This window comes from Herbidospora sp. NBRC 101105 (genome assembly GCF_030269205.1).
GTDB lineage: Bacteria > Actinomycetota > Actinomycetes > Streptosporangiales > Streptosporangiaceae > Herbidospora > Herbidospora solisilvae.
Genome location: NZ_BSSX01000003.1, coordinates 384,668 through 403,159, shown reverse-complemented (window position 1 = coordinate 403,159; position 18,492 = coordinate 384,668). Strand labels below are relative to the sequence as shown.

The 18,492-nt window shown below is 69.4% G+C and carries 18 protein-coding genes; 4 read left to right on the top strand and 14 right to left on the bottom strand.

The genetic code is table 11. The annotated features are described in order from the left end of the window. Positions 1-4 precede the first annotated feature (4 nt). The 10 genes from QSK34_RS15755 to QSK34_RS15710 all read right to left on the bottom strand — a co-directional run bounded on the left by QSK34_RS15755 (position 5) and on the right by QSK34_RS15710 (position 11,181). The gene (locus QSK34_RS15755; RefSeq protein ID WP_285584767.1) at positions 5-970 is read right to left on the bottom strand and encodes an alkaline phosphatase family protein; all 966 of its coding nucleotides are present in this window, start codon (positions 968-970) and stop codon (positions 5-7) included. A gap of 23 nt (positions 971-993) precedes the next feature. Further along, entirely contained in the window at positions 994-1,305 is a 312-nt protein-coding gene (locus tag QSK34_RS15750; RefSeq protein ID WP_161480940.1) for a hypothetical protein, read from the bottom strand. A gap of 158 nt (positions 1,306-1,463) precedes the next feature. Then, entirely contained in the window at positions 1,464-2,546 is a 1,083-nt protein-coding gene (locus QSK34_RS15745; protein ID WP_285584763.1) for a saccharopine dehydrogenase family protein, read from the bottom strand. A gap of 23 nt (positions 2,547-2,569) precedes the next feature. Beyond that, entirely contained in the window at positions 2,570-3,361 is a 792-nt protein-coding gene (locus tag QSK34_RS15740; RefSeq protein WP_030452934.1) for a hypothetical protein, read from the bottom strand. Between the two features lie 76 nt (positions 3,362-3,437). Beyond that, the gene (locus tag QSK34_RS15735) at positions 3,438-5,048 is read right to left on the bottom strand and encodes an ABC-F family ATP-binding cassette domain-containing protein (RefSeq protein WP_285584760.1); all 1,611 of its coding nucleotides are present in this window, start codon (positions 5,046-5,048) and stop codon (positions 3,438-3,440) included. 40 nt (positions 5,049-5,088) lie between these two features. Continuing rightward, positions 5,089-6,402, bottom strand: a complete 1,314-nt coding sequence (locus QSK34_RS15730; protein ID WP_285584758.1) for a DUF4407 domain-containing protein — start codon at positions 6,400-6,402, stop codon at positions 5,089-5,091. Next, complete coding sequence (locus QSK34_RS15725; RefSeq protein WP_285584756.1) at positions 6,395-7,522, bottom strand: hypothetical protein; 1,128 nt, start codon at positions 7,520-7,522, stop codon at positions 6,395-6,397. The genes QSK34_RS15730 and QSK34_RS15725 overlap by 8 nt, the downstream gene beginning before the upstream one ends. Further along, positions 7,519-9,519: a hypothetical protein gene (locus QSK34_RS15720; RefSeq protein WP_285584755.1), complete on the bottom strand. Its 2,001-nt coding sequence runs from the start codon at positions 9,517-9,519 to the stop codon at positions 7,519-7,521. Before QSK34_RS15720 ends, QSK34_RS15725 begins: the two co-directional genes overlap by 4 nt. Beyond that, a complete protein-coding gene (locus QSK34_RS15715) occupies positions 9,503-10,489 on the bottom strand; it encodes a hypothetical protein (protein ID WP_285584754.1) in 987 nt (328 codons plus the stop codon). The genes QSK34_RS15720 and QSK34_RS15715 overlap by 17 nt, the downstream gene beginning before the upstream one ends. A gap of 26 nt (positions 10,490-10,515) precedes the next feature. Beyond that, positions 10,516-11,181 carry a Crp/Fnr family transcriptional regulator gene (locus QSK34_RS15710; RefSeq protein ID WP_285584753.1) on the bottom strand — a complete coding sequence of 222 codons (666 nt, stop codon included), beginning with the start codon at positions 11,179-11,181 and terminating at the stop codon, positions 10,516-10,518. A 276-nt stretch (positions 11,182-11,457) separates the two neighbouring features. On the opposite strand from QSK34_RS15710, the gene QSK34_RS15705 reads away from it, so the two are divergent. The 4 genes from QSK34_RS15705 (at position 11,458) to murG (ending at position 15,182) form a co-directional block, all read left to right on the top strand. Further along, entirely contained in the window at positions 11,458-12,174 is a 717-nt protein-coding gene (locus QSK34_RS15705) for an SDR family NAD(P)-dependent oxidoreductase (protein WP_202610192.1), read from the top strand. A gap of 44 nt (positions 12,175-12,218) precedes the next feature. After that, positions 12,219-13,019, top strand: a complete 801-nt coding sequence (locus QSK34_RS15700; protein WP_285584747.1) for an ion transporter — start codon at positions 12,219-12,221, stop codon at positions 13,017-13,019. Between the two features lie 45 nt (positions 13,020-13,064). After that, positions 13,065-13,952 carry a sporulation protein gene (locus QSK34_RS15695; protein WP_285584746.1) on the top strand — a complete coding sequence of 296 codons (888 nt, stop codon included), beginning with the start codon at positions 13,065-13,067 and terminating at the stop codon, positions 13,950-13,952. Positions 13,953-14,042: 90 nt separating this feature from the next. Beyond that, positions 14,043-15,182: an undecaprenyldiphospho-muramoylpentapeptide beta-N-acetylglucosaminyltransferase gene (gene murG / locus QSK34_RS15690; protein WP_285584744.1), complete on the top strand. Its 1,140-nt coding sequence runs from the start codon at positions 14,043-14,045 to the stop codon at positions 15,180-15,182. On the opposite strand, the gene QSK34_RS15685 is transcribed toward murG, so the two are convergent. From QSK34_RS15685 to QSK34_RS15670, 4 genes are all read right to left on the bottom strand, one after another. Further along, a complete protein-coding gene (locus QSK34_RS15685) occupies positions 15,170-16,201 on the bottom strand; it encodes an ABC transporter ATP-binding protein (RefSeq protein ID WP_285584742.1) in 1,032 nt (343 codons plus the stop codon). The genes murG and QSK34_RS15685 overlap by 13 nt on opposite strands. Continuing rightward, positions 16,198-16,935, bottom strand: coding sequence for an ABC transporter permease (locus QSK34_RS15680; protein WP_285585301.1), 738 nt, complete (start codon positions 16,933-16,935; stop codon positions 16,198-16,200). Before QSK34_RS15680 ends, QSK34_RS15685 begins: the two co-directional genes overlap by 4 nt. Positions 16,936-16,979: 44 nt before the next feature. Further along, complete coding sequence (modA, locus tag QSK34_RS15675; protein ID WP_285585300.1) at positions 16,980-17,687, bottom strand: molybdate ABC transporter substrate-binding protein; 708 nt, start codon at positions 17,685-17,687, stop codon at positions 16,980-16,982. A 203-nt stretch (positions 17,688-17,890) separates the two neighbouring features. Continuing rightward, on the bottom strand, positions 17,891-18,460 hold the full coding sequence (locus QSK34_RS15670; RefSeq protein WP_285584740.1) for a class I SAM-dependent methyltransferase: 570 nt from the start codon (positions 18,458-18,460) through the stop codon (positions 17,891-17,893). Positions 18,461-18,492: the final 32 nt, after the last annotated feature.

The window sequence follows — 18,492 nt, the reverse complement described above, 5'->3', positions numbered from 1 at the left end:
GCCGCTATTTTCCCGGCAATTCTCCACCGAGCGGAACGCCTTCGAAGTCGGCCGGAATTCGCATCCCCAATTGGGCGAAAACGGTCGGCGCGACGTCCACGAGTTTCGCCTCGTGGCGGCGTTCGTGCCGGATTCCGGGGCCCGCGGCGAGCAGGAAGATCTGGAGCTCCTCGGGCGAGAGGCCGCCGTGGCCGCCCTCGTCGCGGTGCCCGTGGTCGGTCACCACGATGACCGACCACTTCTCGTTCCGGTACGTCGGCCGCCGCCTCACGGCGTCGACGAGGCGTCCGATGCCGAGGTCCATGGTGTCGAGCGCGGCGACGTACTCGGGGCCGAGAGGGCCGTGTTTGTGGGCCACCTTGTCGGGGTTGACCAGGTGCAGGAAGACGACGTCGACCCGGTGGCGGGCGATCAGGTCGGTCATCCGGCGGATGATCATCTCGTCTTTGAGGTGTTCGGCGTAGTCGACGCCGGGCCGCAGGGTGGCGTGCCAGTCGACCTGGTGGAGCAGGCCGGTGTCGAAGAAGGTCCGCCAGAGGGTGACCGCCAGGGTGTCGAGGTCGGGCCGCAACCTTTCCAGCCGGGTCAGGAAATCGGGATATCTCGTGTATTGGCGTCCGGCAAAGGTGTTGTCGCGTACGCCATGCTTTTCCGGATTGACGCCGGTGAGAATGGTCGACCACGCCGGGCCGCTCAGCGATTTCACGCCGGGGGCCAGATCGAGTTGCCCGGTGGCGTAGAGGCCCTCGCTCATCAGGGCGCGCAGATAGGTCGCCCCGGTGGTGAGCACGCGGTCGGTGCGCACCCCGTCCACGCCGATCACCAGCACCTTCGGCACCGGCTTCGGCGGGGGCGGTTCGACGTGGCTGACCGGCCCGCAGCCGAGCGCCACCACGATGGCGAGGGCCAGCGAGACCCGGACGGCCGGAGCACGGCCGTGGCACGCGCGTCGAATCCGCCGGTAAGACACCGCCCTCGCCCATGGGCGAGGTCTCACGCCAGCCCGCCGGCCACGATCGCCAGGCCCGCCGCGGCGGCGGCCGAGGCGCCCAGCGCGAGGGTCACCCCGGCGCAGACCATGGCGGTCTCGACCACGCCCCGGTTGATCGACCGGGGGTGGTCGTCGGCGATCTCGCGCAGCGCCCGCACGCCCATGACCAGCGCGCCGATCGCCAGGAAGACGCCCACGCCGCCCAGAAAGAGCAGCGGGAGCGAGAGGTAGCCGAGCCGGGCGGTCCAGACGACCGAGGTGTACGGGGCGTCGCGCCGCGCCACCGCCGCCTCGACGAGGGCCCAGGAGGTCATGAGGTCCTTCGTGGAGGCGGTGCCACGCCCGAATCGCGGTGTAGGCCGTACTTTGAGGTTCTTCATGGCAATCGCCCCCGGAAGAAAGATCGAGCCTTATTCGGGGGAATATCACGAACGCTGAGTGATACCTCCGCGACGCGCGGTTTCTTGGTGATTCACGGAGTCAGCCCGACGGACGCGCACCCCTCGGCGAGGGCGTCGAGGCCGAACGCCTCGGCCGGGCCGAGCGCGCCGATGCCGCCCACCCCGCTGACCAGGGCGTTCGTCGCGCCCCAGGCGAGCAGCCTGGCGGTGAGGTCGTAGGGGTCGCCGCCGTTGAGGCGAACGGTGGCGAGGAGGGTGCCGTCGTGGGCGTAGGCCTCGGCGATGGTCTGGGAGGCGATCGGCTGGGCCTCCTGGTTCGCCGAGCGGGCCGCCCGCTCGGCCATGGCCGCCATGAGCCGCCTCGATCCGGGCAGCGCCCTCAGGACCGGCGTGGCCCTCGCGAAGACGCCCGCGGCGCGGGTCAGGCCGCCGAGCCAGCCCAGGTAGACGTTGACCTCGCGCAGCCGGGGGTGGGTGCGCGGCAGGGCGAAGTGTTCGCTGGCCCCCATGGCGATGCCGTGACGTTTCCGCGCGCCGAAGGCGAAGGCCCGGGTGCGGCCCGTCTCCCGGACGATGCGGCCGTCGCGGAAACCGTACATGGGTTCGAGGATCATGCTGAGCGCGGAGGCGCGGGTTCCGGCGCTGGCCCTCTTGGCCACGTTGCCGCGCAGGAAGTAGCCCACGTCGACCCGGACCGCGTCGTTGCCGGCCTTGCGGAGGGCGAGGGCGGCGGCGAGGTTGCCGGGGACGTAGTCGTACCCGAAGGCCGGGATCAGGGTCGCGCCCGCCGCGGCCGCCTCGGGGCCGTGGCGCTGGAAGACGCGCTTGACGAACGGCGGTTCGCCGGTCGAGTCGAGGTAGACCGCGCCCGCCTCGATGGCCGCCATGACCGCCGCGTCGCCCCACCGCAGGAACGGTCCCACTGTGGAGACCAGCACGTCGCCGGGTTCGAGCAGGCGCGCCACCGAGCGCGGCCGGGTCGCGTCGGCCACCGCCGTGGGCGGCGTGCCCGGCAGCGAGGCGGCGAGATCCGCCAGCCGGGCGGGGTCCCGCCCGGCCAGGAGAGGCTCGGCGCCCAGCGCGACCAGCGCCTTCGCCGTGAGCCGCCCGGTGTAGCCGGTGGCGCCGAACAGGACGATACGGGGGGTGGTCATGCCATTACCGTAACCTCAGCGGTTCACGGCTTCTGTTCGGTGATGACGGTGTAGCCCCGGTCCTTGGCGAACGGCGCCGTCTTGGGGGCCTGGGTGAAGATCGGCGCGGCCCCGCCGGCGGCCAGGTCCTCGTAGGGCTTGGCGGTGGCGCCCCACGTGCGCGCCGTGACGGCGGTGGCGGCGGCGACCCCGGCGCTGACGCTCTCGACCGTGATGATGAACCGGCGGCTCGCCCCCGGCCGCACGTCGTCGACGAAGGCGGTGCCCCCGCCGATCAGCTTGCCCGCGGCGTCGCGCAGCAGCCCCGTCACCACCAGGCTCCCGGCCGGCCGCGTGTAGGGCGACTCGACGTAGCCGGTGATCAGGTAGGACGAGGCGCCCAACTTCTCGGTCGACACCCGGGTCACCGGGAAGGTCTTGTACGCCGACGGCACCCGCGCCGCCTGGTGCCACGAGGCCGGCTTGTAGTCGATCTTGACGCTGACCGGCTTCTCGACCGCCAGCGCCTCACCGGTGAACGCCAGCGACCCGCCGGGCGCGACCGCGTCGAGCGGCTGCTCCATCCGGACGACCTCCTTGCCGGCGGCGTCCTTCCCGGTGATCGTGGCGACCGCGTTCTCGCCGAAGTGCCACTTGTTGCCGTTGTTGAGCACGGCGGCCCAGTTGACCAGGTAGCCCCCGCTGGCCTGCACGACCGAGGAGGTCTGCTCCTTCAGCGCGAGCGGGGCGAGTTCGGTCTTCTTGGTCTCCTCGTCCCCCGAGCACCCGGAGACCAGGAGCGTCACGGAGAGGAACGACAGGGCCAGGGCTGTCATACGGTGCGTCACCAGGCCGTGATAACGCGTACGTGCGGCCCCGTTCACCTCGACCCGCCAACAGCGGACCCAATCTTTAACGCGCGCGGACGACCCGCCCCTCGTCCCAGACGGGCTCTGACGATTCGTAGACCTTCCCATCGGCGCCGAAGACGAGGTAGCGGTCGAAGTCGGCGGCGAACCAGCGGTCGTGGGTGACCGCCATGACGGTGCCCTCGAAGGCGTCGAGTCCCTCCTGGAGCGCCTCGGCGCTGGCCAGGTCGAGGTTGTCGGTCGGCTCGTCGAGCAGCAGCAGCGTCGCGCCCGACAACTCCAGCAGGAGGATCTGGAGACGGGCCTGCTGGCCGCCCGACAGGGTCTCGAAGCGCTGCTCGGCGATGGTCCCGGCCAGCTCGTAGCGGGCCAGGATCTTCATGGCCTCGTTCTTCAGCCGGGCGTGCTCGGTCATCACGATCTCGCACGGGGTGCGCTTCATCAGCTCGGGATGCGAGTGGGTCTGGGCGAAGTGACCGGGGATGACCCGGGCGCCCAGCCGGGCGACGCCGGTGTGGGCGACGTCCTCGCCGCTGAGGAGCCGCAGGAAGTGGGACTTCCCGGAGCCGTTGGAGCCCAGCACGGCCACCCGTTCGCCGTACCAGACCTCCAGGTCGAACGGCTTCATCAGGCCGGTCAGCTCCAGGCCCTCGCAGATGACCGCCCGCTTGCCGGTGCGGCCGCCGCGCAGCCGCATGTTGATGTTCTGGTCTTTGGCCGCCATCTCGGGCGGGCCCGCCTCCTCGAACTTGCGGAGCCGGGTCTGGGCCGCGTGGTAGGCGGCCGACATGCCGTCGTTGTAGGTGGCCTTCTGCTTGAGCATGTTGACCAGGCGCTTCAGCTTGGCGTGCTCCTCGTCCCAGCGTCTGCGCAGCTCGTCGAGGCGCTCGTTGCGCTCCCTGCGGGCCTGGGCGTAGGTGGTGAAACCGCCGCCGTGCACCCAGATGTTGCCCGACTCGACCGTGACGATGCGGTCGGCGGCGTTGGCGAGGAGCTGGCGGTCGTGCGAGACCAGCAGGACCGTCTTCGGGGTCTCCCGCAGGACCTGCTCCAGCCACTGCTTGCCCGGCACGTCGAGGTAGTTGTCGGGCTCGTCGAGGAGGAGGACCTGGTCGGGGCCGCGCAGCAGGGCCTCCAGGACCAGCCGTTTCTGCTCCCCGCCGCTGAGGGTGTTGACCTCGCGGTACTTGCAGTTGTCGTAGGGGATGCCCAGCGCCGCCATCGTGCAGGTGTCCCAGAGGACCTCGATGTCGTAGCCGCCCGCGTCGGTGTAGTCGGTGATCGCCTGCGCGTAGCGCATCTGCGTCTTCTCGTCGTCGCGCTCCATCATCAGGAGCTCGATCTTGGCGAGGTGTTCGGCGGCGTCTCTGACGCGGGTCGGGGCGACCGACAGGAGCAGGTCGTGGACGGTCCGGCCGTCGCGGATGCTGCCGATGAACTGGCGCATCACCCCGAGGCCGCCGGAACTGGCGACCGTGCCCTCGACCGCCTGGAGGTCGCCCGCGATCAGCCGCATGAGCGTCGTCTTGCCCGCGCCGTTGGGGCCCACGAGGGCGGCCTTGACGCCTTCGCCGATGCGGAAGGAGACGTCGTTGAGCAATGGCCGGCCGTCGGGCAGGACATGGGTGATATGGGCGATCTCGACGTGGGCCATGCGGTCGAGGGTATTGAGATAGACCGACCGGTGCCAGCCGTTATGGTGCGTCCGGCCGCTCGTTCATGAACTTCTGGGCGAGCCGGTCGATCTCCTCGTCTCTCGACACCTGGTTGATGCGGTGGTCCCGGTCGATGCGGGCCCGTTCGGCCCGCAGGCGGCACTCCTCCTCGTACAGACGGGTCTCGATCTCACGGTCGCCCGCTTTCAGGTTGGCCAGGTGCCGGGCCGAGCCGCTGCGGAGTTGCGCCGCCAGGACGCGGTCATACTCCGTTCGTCCGTTGAGGACCTTGGAAATGATCGGCATGCAGTCCAGCAGAACAAAGATGAGGCGCAGCAACCAGTGGGCGAAGTTGACCATCCCGTTCTGGGCGGCGACCGTGCCGAGCGCCTCCCAGCGATCGAGGATGCCGATGGCGGCGTAGGCCTCCGTCTGCGAGTTCCGGTGCTCTTCCATGCGCCTGCTCAGCGCGCTCTCCCGGTTCTCTTCCAGGTTCGTGAGTCTCGTGCGGAGTCCGCCGACGACCTCCTTCATCCGGCTCACCTCCGTCTGCTGCGCTTTGAGGTCGTGGCCGGCCAGGAAGGTCTCAAGGTCGTTCGTGTAGACCATGCACCTCGGGCCGTTTCCGGCCACGCCACTCGTGCCGGCGGCCTTCACGCCCAAGCATTCACGGTCGACTCGGCCGCTGAGCTTCTGATGGGTTCCCATGTCCTTGACCAGTTTGGTCTCGGCGGTCTTGAGCTGCGTCTCTCGCGAGGCGAGCTCCTCCTTGACCGCGAACGCCTGGTCGCCGCCGTTGAGCAGATGACGAGTGCAGTCGACGCCTGCCGGGACCTTTCCGTCGCTGGGATTGCACAGCTTGAACTGGCTTTCCGCGATTCTTATGCGGTCGTCGCGTTCTATCTGGATCTGCCGGTCGAGCCGCTCCTGAAAGATCTTGAGAGTCAGCGGCTCGGCGATGAAAACACCGATGACGATCGCGAGGGCCAACCGGATCAGCACGTTGCCCAGGCGCAACCAGCCGGCTTGATCACCGTGCAGGCTCGTGATGAGAAATCGGTCGACGTTGGCGATGATCAGGCCCCATCCGCCCGCTATCGGCAGCAGCAGCCATGGGGACACGTCGGTCATCAGAGTCAGCGCGCCGAGCACCGAGGTGCCAGCGATGAGAGCGGTGCTGACCACGATCCCGCCCAGACTGGTGTAGCGCGGCCGCTCCTCCGGCACGCTGGCGAGGATCTTCTCGTCAACCCCGGTGAACCGGCGAAGGAACGCTCCAGGGGAGAACCGCCACGTGCGCCGAGGGCGTACCTGCCGGTCGACCGGCCTGGTGCGATGGAGAGTGTCAACCACGGACGTCCTCCTCCATGAACGGCTCCTCGTCCGGAGGATCCCCAACGCCCGACTCCGCCCGGCCCTCGATCTCCGGCAGGTCCTCAGGCTGTACGGCTTGCTGCTGCTGGACACGGTCGACGATGGCCAGCAGCTCGCGGCCGTCCACCTCGTTGAAGAGGCCTTGCGCTATGCCGACTCGGATGACCTCCGCACGTGCCCGTGCCTCGACCACCTCCAGGTTGCTCTGGAGTTCGACCCCCCGGCGGGCCTGCTCGTAGTCACGATCGCCGAGGAGGGCGTACCGGGACGCCACCTGCTCGGCGCTGAGACCGGGGGTGGCGACGTACAGGCCGTCGGCGGCGCCGGGGCCGCTGTTCAGGAAGTCACGCAGCCGGGTGGCGTCGTGGAGCTGCTGGGTGCGGTCGAGCGACAACTCCTGTCGGGTGAAATCGTTGGCGTTGCGGTTCTTGAGGTTGAGATAGGCCTGCTCGTTGAGGTCCAGGTCCCACGCGAGCTGACGCTCCGCCTCCCGAAGGCCGTGTTCACCCTGGATCTGAGCCAGGCTGGTCTCATAGGTCTGCCGGCCCTTCACGATCTCCTGAGGGGCGTAGACGTCGAGGCCGGTGAACTCCGCCGACATGCCGGGCAACACCGGCGGGACCACCGCGCCGTACGCCTTCACCTGGGCATGCACGACCTTCCTCAGCTCCTGGACCTGGTCGAGGCCGTAGTCGCGGCCCAGCTCGAACAGGCGGTGGTAGGCCCGCAGGTAGGTCGACAGATTGCTCCTGACGTCGGTCAGGCCGGCCCGGACCACCTCGATCGGTTCGTCGACGGTGCAGCGGAACTGCACCGACACGAGGAACTCGTGGGCGCCCGACGAGCCGATCCGCACTTCGACGGTCACCGGGTGGTCCCGGGTGACGTCGACGACGCTGATGCTCTGGCCGTTCACGACGTAGGGTTCGTCGCCCTTCAACAGGCGGTCGGCCAGCAGAAACGCGCCGTCGTACTCGAACACGAGTCGCTGGTGCGGGAGGGGTCGGGGCATGGTGGAGATCTGGCGGCGGGGTCTGCTCAGGAACCCCTGCTTCGTGACGGGATCGAGGGGGACCTGGCTGACCATGGGGTAACTCATGAACGTCTTCCAATGGGATCTGGGGAAATGGCGGCCGGGTGCAGGAAGACCCGGAGGAGCGACAGGAGAATCTCCAGTCGGCTTTCTTCTGTGTCGTGTGAGACCGCGTAGGCCCGCAGGTCACGGGCGAGCGGCGGCCGTTCGTGGGCGGGGAGCGCGGCCACGAGCGCGGCGAACAGCGCCCGCACACGTTCCCTGTCCTCCTCGTCCTTCTCGTCGAACGCGCAGACGGTGTCGTAGAGGGCGGCCAGGGCGCGCTTGCGGTGAGGGCGGTTCACCAGGACTCGCGCCCACAGGCCGGCCAGCGGCCCGGACGAGTCGGGCCGGCTGCGCAGGTGGGCGGTGGCTGCGGGCACCCCGTAGCCGTCGGCACGGGCCGCCAGCAAGCCGTTGATCGCCCTCAGCAACGGATCGATCACCCGGCCCACCCGCTTGTCATTCGTGATCTGGCGAACCAGCCAGTCGAGCATCGGCAGCGCGTTGCCGGTGGCTTCGGTGAGTGAGGTGAACAGGCGGGCCAAGGCGCTCTCGGCATATCGGGCGCGACCGCCCGACTCCCTGATCTGACTCCACAACAGCCGCACCGCTTCCAACGGGAATCGGATGCCCAGCTCGCCGGAGTAGGCCAGCATGGCGGTGAACCTGAGCCGAACAACAGAGGAGTTCGCCCACCAGTTGACGGTGCGCAGGGCTTGGGGACGAGTGGTCTCATCGAGGCACAACCATGAGATCGCCATCGCCGCCGCGGCCTGACTCCGCATGATGCCCTCGCCGGCTGCCCAGGGCGTGAGAAAGGTGCTCTCGACGTACGGGTAGTCCGTGACCAGAGCCAGGATCGCCACCCCTCGGGCGATCTCCAACTGGGTCAGGGGGGCGCGCAGGGCGGCACATTCATGCAGCCACTCGGTCACCGGATCCCAGAGGCGCATACCCTGCGTCTGCTGGAGTTCGCGCATCACGTGGATTCGATGGCCCTCCACCCGGAACTCCAGTCTGCGCCCCTGCGACAGGCTGAAAAGCGCGTCCTCCTTCAGGCGGTGCCGCGTCGGCATCAGATCGTCGCCCGAGATGGACTCAACCTTCTCCTCGCCGAAACCGGCGATCGACTCCAGCCTCGCGTGCAGCGTCTCGAACTCGCGTTCCGGCACGCGAGCCGCGAAAGCCATGGCCGCCATCTCGAAGATCTCGCCCCTGGTCCGCGGCTGTCCGAACCAGGCGACGACGTCACGCCGTCCAGCCGACTCCAGGCCGTCGAGCGCCTCGTTGAGCGACGTCCCGCGGGACAACTCGCGCGCCAGGGCAACCACGTCGGCCATGGCGTGATCGGGCGTGATGCGATTCGCCGCGATGTCGGCCACCTCCTGGGTGACCTGGTGGGCCAGCAGGATGTCGCGGGCGGGCGCCGGCGACCAGAGCACCTGGTCACCGGTTGGCAGCGAGGTCTCCCTCGCGGTGATCACCAGATATGCCCTCGCGTCGCGGACGCGACGCCGGATCTCTCGCACGTGGAAGTCGGCCACGCCCTCGTCGACGTCGTCCTTTGGCCAGCCGCACAGCAGATAGCCATGACCGCGCCGGTATTCGCGGGCCGCCAGCTTCTCCAGGGTGTAGGCCGGGCTGAGTTCGACGATGTCCCGCCCGCCGAGAACACCGTCGAGCAGGTTGAGCGCCGCCGTCCGCTTGCCCGTGCCCGGGCCGCCGACGAGAGCCAGAAAGTAGTCGATCTCGAGTCTCTCGCCCGCGGAGTCATAGACGTCATGGCGGACGAAGCAGGTGCGGGCCTCCGTCATCTCGTACGCGGGCACGGGTCCGGACGTGCGCCGGGATTCGGGCCGCGAGCCGGAGATGCCGAAAGACGCCTGGCCGATCTTGTCGTGTATGTGGTTGATGACGATCTGGCCTTGATAGAAGTGCGCGAATCCCTCGTCGGTCACCTCCGGCGACTCGTCGGGTTCTGCAGAAACCTCCTCGGCCGGGCCGTCAGTTTCGGATGCCAAAGTTGATCTCCCGGCCGTGCACGCCCCCATGGATCGTGGTGACGGTGATCTGCTCCGCGTTGAACTGCTGCACCATCCGCTCGGCCGCGGCGTCGACGCGCACCAGCGCCTCCAGAGACTCCAGAAGATCGTCGCGAGACTCCGGCTCGGAGGGGCGACCGTGCTTCGCGCGGAATTCTCGGATCCTCGTGATCAGTCGACGGGCTCCGCCGATCCCGTTCTCGGTGCCGTAGGCGCCGAGACGTTCGAGGGCGCCTCCAGCGACGAGCTTCCACAGGGTGTCGGCGACCTCGGGGAGGTTGTCCATGTCAGGGGTTCCTTTCTGGTCGAAATCCTCGGACGGGATCCACATCCAGGCGATTTCCGTGCGTTCCTTGGTCGGCACCTCCAGCCGGGTGAATGACTCGGGGCGGTAGGAGGTGTGAAGCTGACGTACGACGTCCTCGTAAAGCCGGTCAGTGAGGAGAAGCACGAGATCGGCGCGCGGATTGGCGACGAGGGCGGCGCGGGCGGCAGCGGCGTCGAGCAGCCGGCAGGTGGTAACGACGACCTGGCCCACGAAGCCCAGTTCCCCGCGCTTCACCACGCCGTGTCCGATCGCAATACGCACCCGCAGACGGGCATCGTCACGACGATCGCGGTTGTGATCATGCAGCGCCTTGCGGACCCTGCGGATCAGATCGTCAATGATCTTCAGCTCGGGCTCGGTCTCCGGGATCACGCTGACCTCGCCGTCACCGGCTTCTTGACGGGCCCAGGTCTCTCGGCGTAATCCGGCCTCGCGTGCGCCCCGGTCGAAGACGTGGGACAGGCCGGATTGGACCGAAGCGTGCCACAGGTCGTCGCCTTGGCCGTATCTCATGGCGTCGAACGCCACGACCAGGTTGCGGTGAAAATCGGAAGCAAGCATCACGTCACCTTCTGGTGTTTCGAGAAGAAGATCTCGGTAGAGGAGTCTGGCGAAGATCACACCAGAGCGGGACGTACCAGTACGCTTTACCGGAAATCAGCCAGACCGATTGGGTTGATGACGATCTTTCGGCCGTGGTTGGTGATCAGTGCGAGATCTTTGAAACGTCGGACGGCTTTAAATACGGCATCTTTGCGAGCGCCGACGAGATTGGCGATCTCCTCATGGGTGAGATCAATGCCGATATCCCGCTTCCCGTCAGCCGTGTCGACCCCGTGACGACCGGACAGCTCGACCAGCACCTGAGCGACCCGCACTGGCACGCTGAACTGCGCAAAGTCGGTTCTTCGCCGGTTGGCCCAATCGAGACGATCGGCGATCATCCGGGCCACCGCATTCCAGGCGGCCGGACTTCGGTCGAGAAAGTCAGTGAAGGCCTGGGACCTGATCGCGTGCACCATCATCGGGCTGCACGCCGTCACCATGGCCACCCTGGGCTGACGTCGCAGCCCCGCGAGCTCGCCGACCACGTCGCCGGCCACTCGGATGCCGAGCATGGCGGATCCACCGGATTCCAGGTATGCCGTCACCTTCACGCATGCGGTGTGCCGCTGGCCAGGCATGGATCTGAGCAAGAAAACATCGGAGGTCTCGCGATCACCCTGATAGATGATGGGGTCCCCCGCCATCCGTGGAGTGGCCGGGGCGAGCGCCAACAGCGCCTTCTGATCGTCAGGACTGAGTCGGTCCATAAGGGTGCCTCTGGGCCAGTTGACCGGTATACGATCATCCATCCGCGGATACACCCTTAAACGTCATCGATTCGTAGCGTTCAGCAAACTACACCCCAAAAGACACATACCCAAACTTTGAGTAGCCACGAAGTCCGTTTTTGGTGATGATTGTCCACCAAATGCCTGAAAACGAATTTGGAACTCCCGATTGCGGCTGTGGTCAATGTGAATCGAGCGGAACGAATACCCTGTTTCAGGGGTTATGTCCTTTAGGACCGTTCATCGGGGGTTTCCATGAGATCTGTGCTTATCACCGGGTCCACCGAGGGCATCGGCGCCGAGAGCGCCCGTGTCTTCGGCGCCCAGGGCGACGACGTGATCGTGTCCGGGCGCGACGCCGCCAAGGGCGCCATGGTCGTCGACGACATCGTGCAGAACGGGGGCTCGGCCCGGTTCGTGCCCGCCGACCTGACCGACCTCGACGAGCTCCATGACCTGGCCGCCGAGGCGGGCGACGTCGACGTGCTCGTCAACAACGCCGGGATGGCGCCGGTCTCCGCGACCGTCGGCCAGGATCCCGAGGTCTTCGAGAAGACCCTCGCGCTCAACCTCAGGGCGCCCTACTTCCTCACCCAGGCGCTGGTCCCCGGGATGATGGAGCGCGGGCGTGGCGCGATCGTGAACATCTCGACCATCGCCGCCGTGGTGGCCGTGCCGTTCCTGTCGGTGTACGGCGCCACCAAGGCCGCCATCAACGAGCTCACCCGCACCTGGGCGGCCGAGTTCGCCGACCGGGGCGTGCGGGTCAACGCCGTCGCGCCCGGCCCGGTGGAGACCTCGATGTACCACAGCCTGGGCGAGCGGGCCAAGGAGTTCGACGAGGGCACGATGCTGCACCGCGCCGCGGCGCCCAAGGAGATCGCCGAGGTGGTGGCGTTCCTGGCGTCCGACAAGGCCTCGTACATGACGGGGGCCGTGGTGCCCGTCGACGGTGGTGGTTCCGCGCTCTGACCCGGGAGGGGTTGACCGACTCGTCCGGTGGGATGATCTTTCGCGTGGAATTAGCCAGACATGAACGTGTTCGCCGGTTCCTCGAACGCCCGGCCGTCCAGCGTGCCGTCGTCGTCCTCATCGTCGTCAACGCCATAACCATCGGCTGCGAGACCAGCGCCACCCTCATGGCCCAGGTGGGCTGGTTGCTCGTCACGATCGACCACATCGCCCTGGCCGTCTTCGCCGTCGAGATCCTCGCCCGCCTCTACGCCTACCGCCGCGACTTCTTCACCGACCCGTGGAACTGGTTCGACCTGATCATCGTGGTGGTCGCGCTGGTCCCCGCGTCCGGGCCGACATCGGTGCTCCGGGCGCTGCGCATCCTGCGCGCGCTGCGACTGGTGTCGGCCGTGCCGAGCATGCGGCGGGTGGTGAGCGCGCTGCTCACGGCCGTGCCGGGGATGGCGTCGATCATCGGGCTGCTGCTCCTGATGATCTACATCGCGGCCGTGATCGCGACCAAGCTGTTCGGCGAGATCGCGCCCGAGCGGTTCGACGAGCTGCCCGACTCGCTGTTCACCCTGTTCCAGATCATGACCGGCGACGACTGGGGCACGGTCGCCAAGGAGGTCATGGCGCACAAGCCGTGGGCCTGGGTGTTCTTCATCTCGTACATCCTGATCTCGACGTTCGTCGCCCTGAATCTCTTCATCGCCGTCGTGGTCAACGCCATGAACGACGCCGAACCGTCGCCGTCGGAGGAGCTGGCCCAGGCCGAGCTGGTCGAACTTCGCGAAGAGGTCGCCGCACTCCACGCCAAACTCGATCTTCTTCTCGAACGCGGAACCGTACGCCGCCGCTGAGCGTTCTGGCGTGCGGCCGAGACGTCCAACTCGACAGGAGAAATCGTGGTCTTCAAACGGATGCTGAGCGCATTCGGCGTCGGCGCCCCCTCGGTGGACACCGTTCTGCACAACCCCCGCACCCAGCCCGGCGGGGCCCTTTCCGGCGAGGTGCGCATCAAGGGTGGCGAGGTCGACGCGGAGATCGAGCACATCACCCTCAGCCTCGTCGCCCGCGTCGAGATCGAGCACAGCGAAGGCGAGAGCAGCGGGTTGCGCGAGTTCTTCGGCTTCCCGGTCTCCGGGCCGTTCACCCTCCGGACCGGCGAGGAGCGGACGATCCCGTTCCAGCTCCCGGTGCCGTGGGAGACGCCGATCAGCGAGGGCCTGCGCGGCATGGCGGTCGGCGTGCGCACCGAACTGGCCATCGCCAAGGCGGTCGACAAGGGCGACCTCGACATGATCGAGGTCGCGCCGCTGCCCGCGCAGGTGCACGTGCTGGAGTCGCTGTCGCGGCTGGGCTTCCACTTCCGCTCGGCCGACCTGGAGGCCGGGCACATCGCCGGCTCCCGCCAGACGCTGCCGTTCTACCAGGAGATCGAGTTCACCTCCCACCAGTACGGCGAGATCGAGGTGACCTTCATCTCCGACCCCCACCACCTGGAGATCGTGATCGAAGGCGGCCACGACGCGATCGGCCGCTTCCCCACCACCCACCAGGAGGCCCTGAGCACCGACTGGACGTCGGTCTTCGGTGACTGGCTGGCCCAGCGCTCCTACGGCCACCACGGCGGTCACCACGGAGGCCACTACGGCCACCACGACGACCACCACCACGGCGGCGGCATGGGCATGGGCGGCGTGGTCGCCGGGGCCGCGGCGGGCGTCGTCGGCGGCATGATCCTCGGCGAGGTCGTGGAAGAGGTCTTCGAGGACGTCTTCGAAGAGGAGTGACCGACCCGGCGGACGGCGGCCGCCCGCGTGGGTGGCCGCCGGCCCAGCGGGATCACCCGGTTGCGGATCTGACTGCTATCGTCCCAGGTCGTGATCTTCGAGGCAGAACCGTTCCGCCTGATCGTCTCCGGGGGCGGCACCGGCGGGCACACCTTCCCGGCGCTGACCACCGTCCGGGCGCTGCGGGCCCGGACCGGCGGGCGGCTGGAGGTGCTCTGGGTCGGCGCGGCCGGGAGCCTGGAGGAGCGGGTCGCCACCGCCGAGGGCATCCCGTTCGCGCCGGTGGCGACGGGCAAGGTGCGCCGGGCCCGGAGTGTGCTGGGGATGGTGTCGGCCGAGAACGTGCGCGACATGTTCCGGGTGCCGCTCGGGGTCTTCCAGGCCGTCTCGATCGTGCGCCGGTTCCGTCCCGACGTGGTGCTGGGCACCGGCGGCTACGTCGCGGTGCCGGTCGGCGTGGCGGCGCGGGTGTGCCGGGTGCCGCTGGTCATCCACGAGCAGACGGTCCGGCTCGGGCTGGCCAACCGGGTGCTCGCCCGGGGCGCGGCCCGCGTCGCGGTGACGGCCGAGGCGTCGCTGGAGCTGCTTTCGGGACCGGCGCGCAGACGGGCCGTGGTGACCGGCAACCCCGTCAGGGCCGAGGTGCTCACCGGCCGGGCCGACCGCGCGCCGGCCGACGGCTTCGACCGCGCCCTGCCGACCGTGTACGTCACCGGCGGCGCCCAGGGTGCCCGGCAGATCAACGGGCTCGTCACGGCGATCCTGCCGTGGCTGCTGGAGCGGGCGAACGTCATCCACCAGTGCGGCCCGGCCGAGCAGGAGCAGGTCGCCGCCGCGGCGCGCACCCTGCCGCCCGCCCTGGCGGCCCGCTACCAGGTCAAGGGCTTCGTGGGCGCGGAGCTGCCCGACGTGCTCGCGCTCGCCGACGTGGTGGTCTCCCGCAGCGGCGCCGGCACCATCGCCGAGGTCACGGCGCTCGGCAAGGCGGCCGTGCTGATCCCGCTGGCCACCTCGGCCGGGAACGAGCAGGCCCACAACGCCTCCTACCTGGAGCGGGCCGGGGCCGCGGTCGCGCTGCTCGGCGAGGTGACGCCCGAGAAGCTACAAGCGGCGGTCGCCCCGCTGCTGGCCGACCCCGCGCGCCGGGCGGCGCTCGCCACCCAGGCCCGGCGCCACGGCCGCCCCGACGCCGCCGAGCGGCTCGCCGACGAGGTGCTTCAGGCCGGGTAGGCGTGCGTCTCGGTGGCCTTGACCGAGACCCAGATGCGGCGGCCGGGCGTCAGGTCGAGTTCGGCCACGGCGGCCGGGGTGACGTCGGCGGCGACCGGCACCGGGCCGTCGACGTGGACGCGGATGTGGTCGCCATGCCGTTCGATGCCGTCGATCCGGCCCTCCCACAGGTTGCGGGGGCTGCCGTCGGGACGGGTGCGGTAGAGCGCCACCGCGCCCGGCGCGAACGCCACGAACGCCGGGCCGCTCACCCGTTCCTCGGCGGCGAAGACCAGGTCGCCGACCCTCACCCGGTCGCCGTCGCCCTCACCCCGGAAGAGGTTCAGGCCGACCAGCCGGGCCACGTAGTCGGTGCGGGGACGGCGGGCGATCTCCCCCGGCGTGCTCTCCTGGACCACCGCGCCGTTCTCGACGACCACGAGCCGGTCGGCCAGCACCATCGCGTCGAGCGGATCGTGGGTGACCAGCACGGTCGCGCCGTCGAAGCCGGTCAGGCGGCGGCGGAGCTCGGAGCGGATCTCCAGGCGGGTGTGGGCGTCGAGGGCGGCCAGCGGCTCGTCGAGCAGCAGAAGGCGCGGCTCGACGGCGAGGGCCCGGGCCAGCGCCACCCGCTGGGCCTGGCCGCCGGAGAGTCTGCGGGGGCGTACCGAGGAGAACTCCGCGAGCCCCATGCGGTCGAGCAGTTCCCGGGCCAGCGACCGGGCCTCGGTCTTCGACCTTCCCTGGCAGCGGGGGCCGAAGGCGACGTTGTCGAGCGCGGACAGGTGGGGAAAGAGCAGGTAGTCCTGGAAGACGACGCCGACGGGACGCCGCTCGGCCGGTTCGCGCTCGATGCGCACACCGTCGAGCTCGATCGACCCCTCGGTCAGCGGGATCAGACCGGCGAGGGCACGCAGGGCCGTCGTCTTGCCGGCGCCGTTGGGGCCGAGCAGCGTGACGACCTCGCCCCGGCCGACCGTCAGGTCGAGGTCGAGCCGGAAGGCCGGTCGTCGCACCACGATCCGGGCGCGCAGCGTCATGCCGCCGCCCCCACCCACCGGTCGCGCAACGCGACCAGGATGAGCACCGACACGGCCAGCAGCACCAGGCTGAGCACGATCGCCGCCTCGGGCTCGGTCTCCAGCGCGAGGTAGACGGCCAGCGGCATCGTCTGGGTGCGGCCCGGGAAGTTGCCCGCGAACGTGATCGTCGCGCCGAACTCCCCCAGGGCCCGCGCCCAGCAGAGCACCGCCCCGGCCAGCACGCCGGGCGCGACCAGCGGCAGCGTCACCCGGCGGAACACGGTGAAACGGGAGGCGCCCAGGGTCGCGGCGGCCTCCTCGTAACGCACGTCGGCCGCGCGCAGCGCCCCCTCGACCGCGATGACCAGGAACGGCATCGCCACGAACGCCTCCGCGACGACCACCCCGGCCGTCGTGAACGGCAACGAGAACCCGAACGCCGACTCCAGCCACTGCCCGACCAGCCCGCGCCCCCCGAGCACCAGCAGCAGCGCCACCCCGCCGACCACTGGCGGCAGCACCAGCGGCACGGTCACCAGCGCCCGAAGGAGCCGGCGGCCGGGGAAGTCGGTGCGGGCCAGCAACCACGCCAGCGGCACCCCGAGCACCAGGCAGACCGCCGTCGCGACGGACGCGGTGATCAGCGACAACCGCAGCGCCTCCAGCACCTGGGGTTCGGAGAGCCGCTGCGGCAACGTCGACCACGGCGCCCGCACGAGCAGCCCCGCCAGCGGCAGGACGAGGAACGCCATCCCCAGTACGGCCGGGACGACCAGCAGCCAGGGGACACGGCTTCTCACGGCGCTTCGAAACCGGCCTTCGTCAGCACGTCCTTGCCCTGCTGGGACAACACGAGGTCGACGAACCGCCGAGCGAGGGGCGAGGCGTCCTTCAGGGTGGCGATCGGGTAGTCGTTGACCGCCTGGTCGGCCTCGGGGAACGGGATGCCGGTGACCTTGCCGGCGGAGGCGATGACGTCGGTCCTGTAGACGAGCGCCGCGTCGACCTCGCCGAGTTCGACCTTGGTGAGGGTGGCCTTGACGTCCTGCTCCAGCGTGACCGGGGTGACCTTCAGCCCGGCCGCGTCGAGCGCCTTGACGGCGGCGGCGCCGCACGGCACCTGCTCGGCGCACAGGGCGACCTTGACCTCGGGATCGGTCAGGTCCTTGAGGTTCTCGACCTTGGCGGGGTTGTCCGGCGGCACCGCGATCTCCAGCTTGTTCTTCACGAACACGGTCGGCGTGCCCGCGAGGCCGGCGTCGGCCACGGTCTTCATCGTCGCAGGCGAAGCGGCGGCGAACACGCCGGCGGGCGCGCCCTGGGTGATCTGCTGGGCCAACGTGGCGCTGGAGCCGAAGTTGAAGGTCACCTTCGTGCCGGGGTTCGCGGCCTCGAACCGCTTGCCGAGTTCGGTGAAGGTCCCGGTGAGCGACGCCGCCGCGAAGACCGTCAGCTCGGTCTCGGCAGGGGACGACGACGACCCGCAGGCCGCAAGCACGAACATCGACACGACGACGACCAGACGCTTCAGCACCTTCTCACCTTAGGCCGCAAATGCCAACGATTCCACGCCTAACACCTTGCTTGTGCCAGCTTTCTTCCCGTTACGGCTCCGCCCACCCGGCACCGCCCGCCGCCCCCCCGCCCGCGCCGTACCCGGCGCCAACCGGCCGCTCGGCTCTCGCATCCAACGAGTGAGGGGCACCTCTAACCAGTCCTCCGCGCCACGGCCAGGTAGTGGTCGTCGTCGTCGTGGAAGTGCACCGGTTCCCAGCCGGTGGCCCGGAGCAGGGGGGTGATCCGGTGTTCGGCGCGGATGTCGTCCGGCGACAGTTCGCGGCCCCGCCGGGCCGCCAGCACGGCGCGGCCGACCGGATGGAACAGGGCCAGCCGGGCCTCCGGGCGGGCGACGCGGGCGAACTCCAGCAGCGTCACCCGGGCGTCGCCCAGGTGACCGATCAGGCCGGCGGCCAGGATGCCGCCGATCGTCGCGTCGGCGAAGGGCAACTCGAAGGCGTCGCCGATCAGCGCCGGCCCGCGTTCCCGAGCCTTGGAGGCCATCTCCGGCGTCAGGTCCACCCCCACGACCCGGTCGGTGTGCTCGCGCAGCAACGGCATCGCGCGGCCGGTGCCGCAGCCCGCGTCCAGAGCGACCTGGCCGGGTCGCAGCCCCAGGTGCGCGATGGCCGCGGCGAAGGCCGGGCCGTCGTCGGGGAACGTGTCGTCCCAGGTCGCGGCGCGGACCGCGAAGAAGGCTCTGGTCTCGTGCTTTTCCATGCCAGCGATGCTAGGCCCACGTATAAATTGCA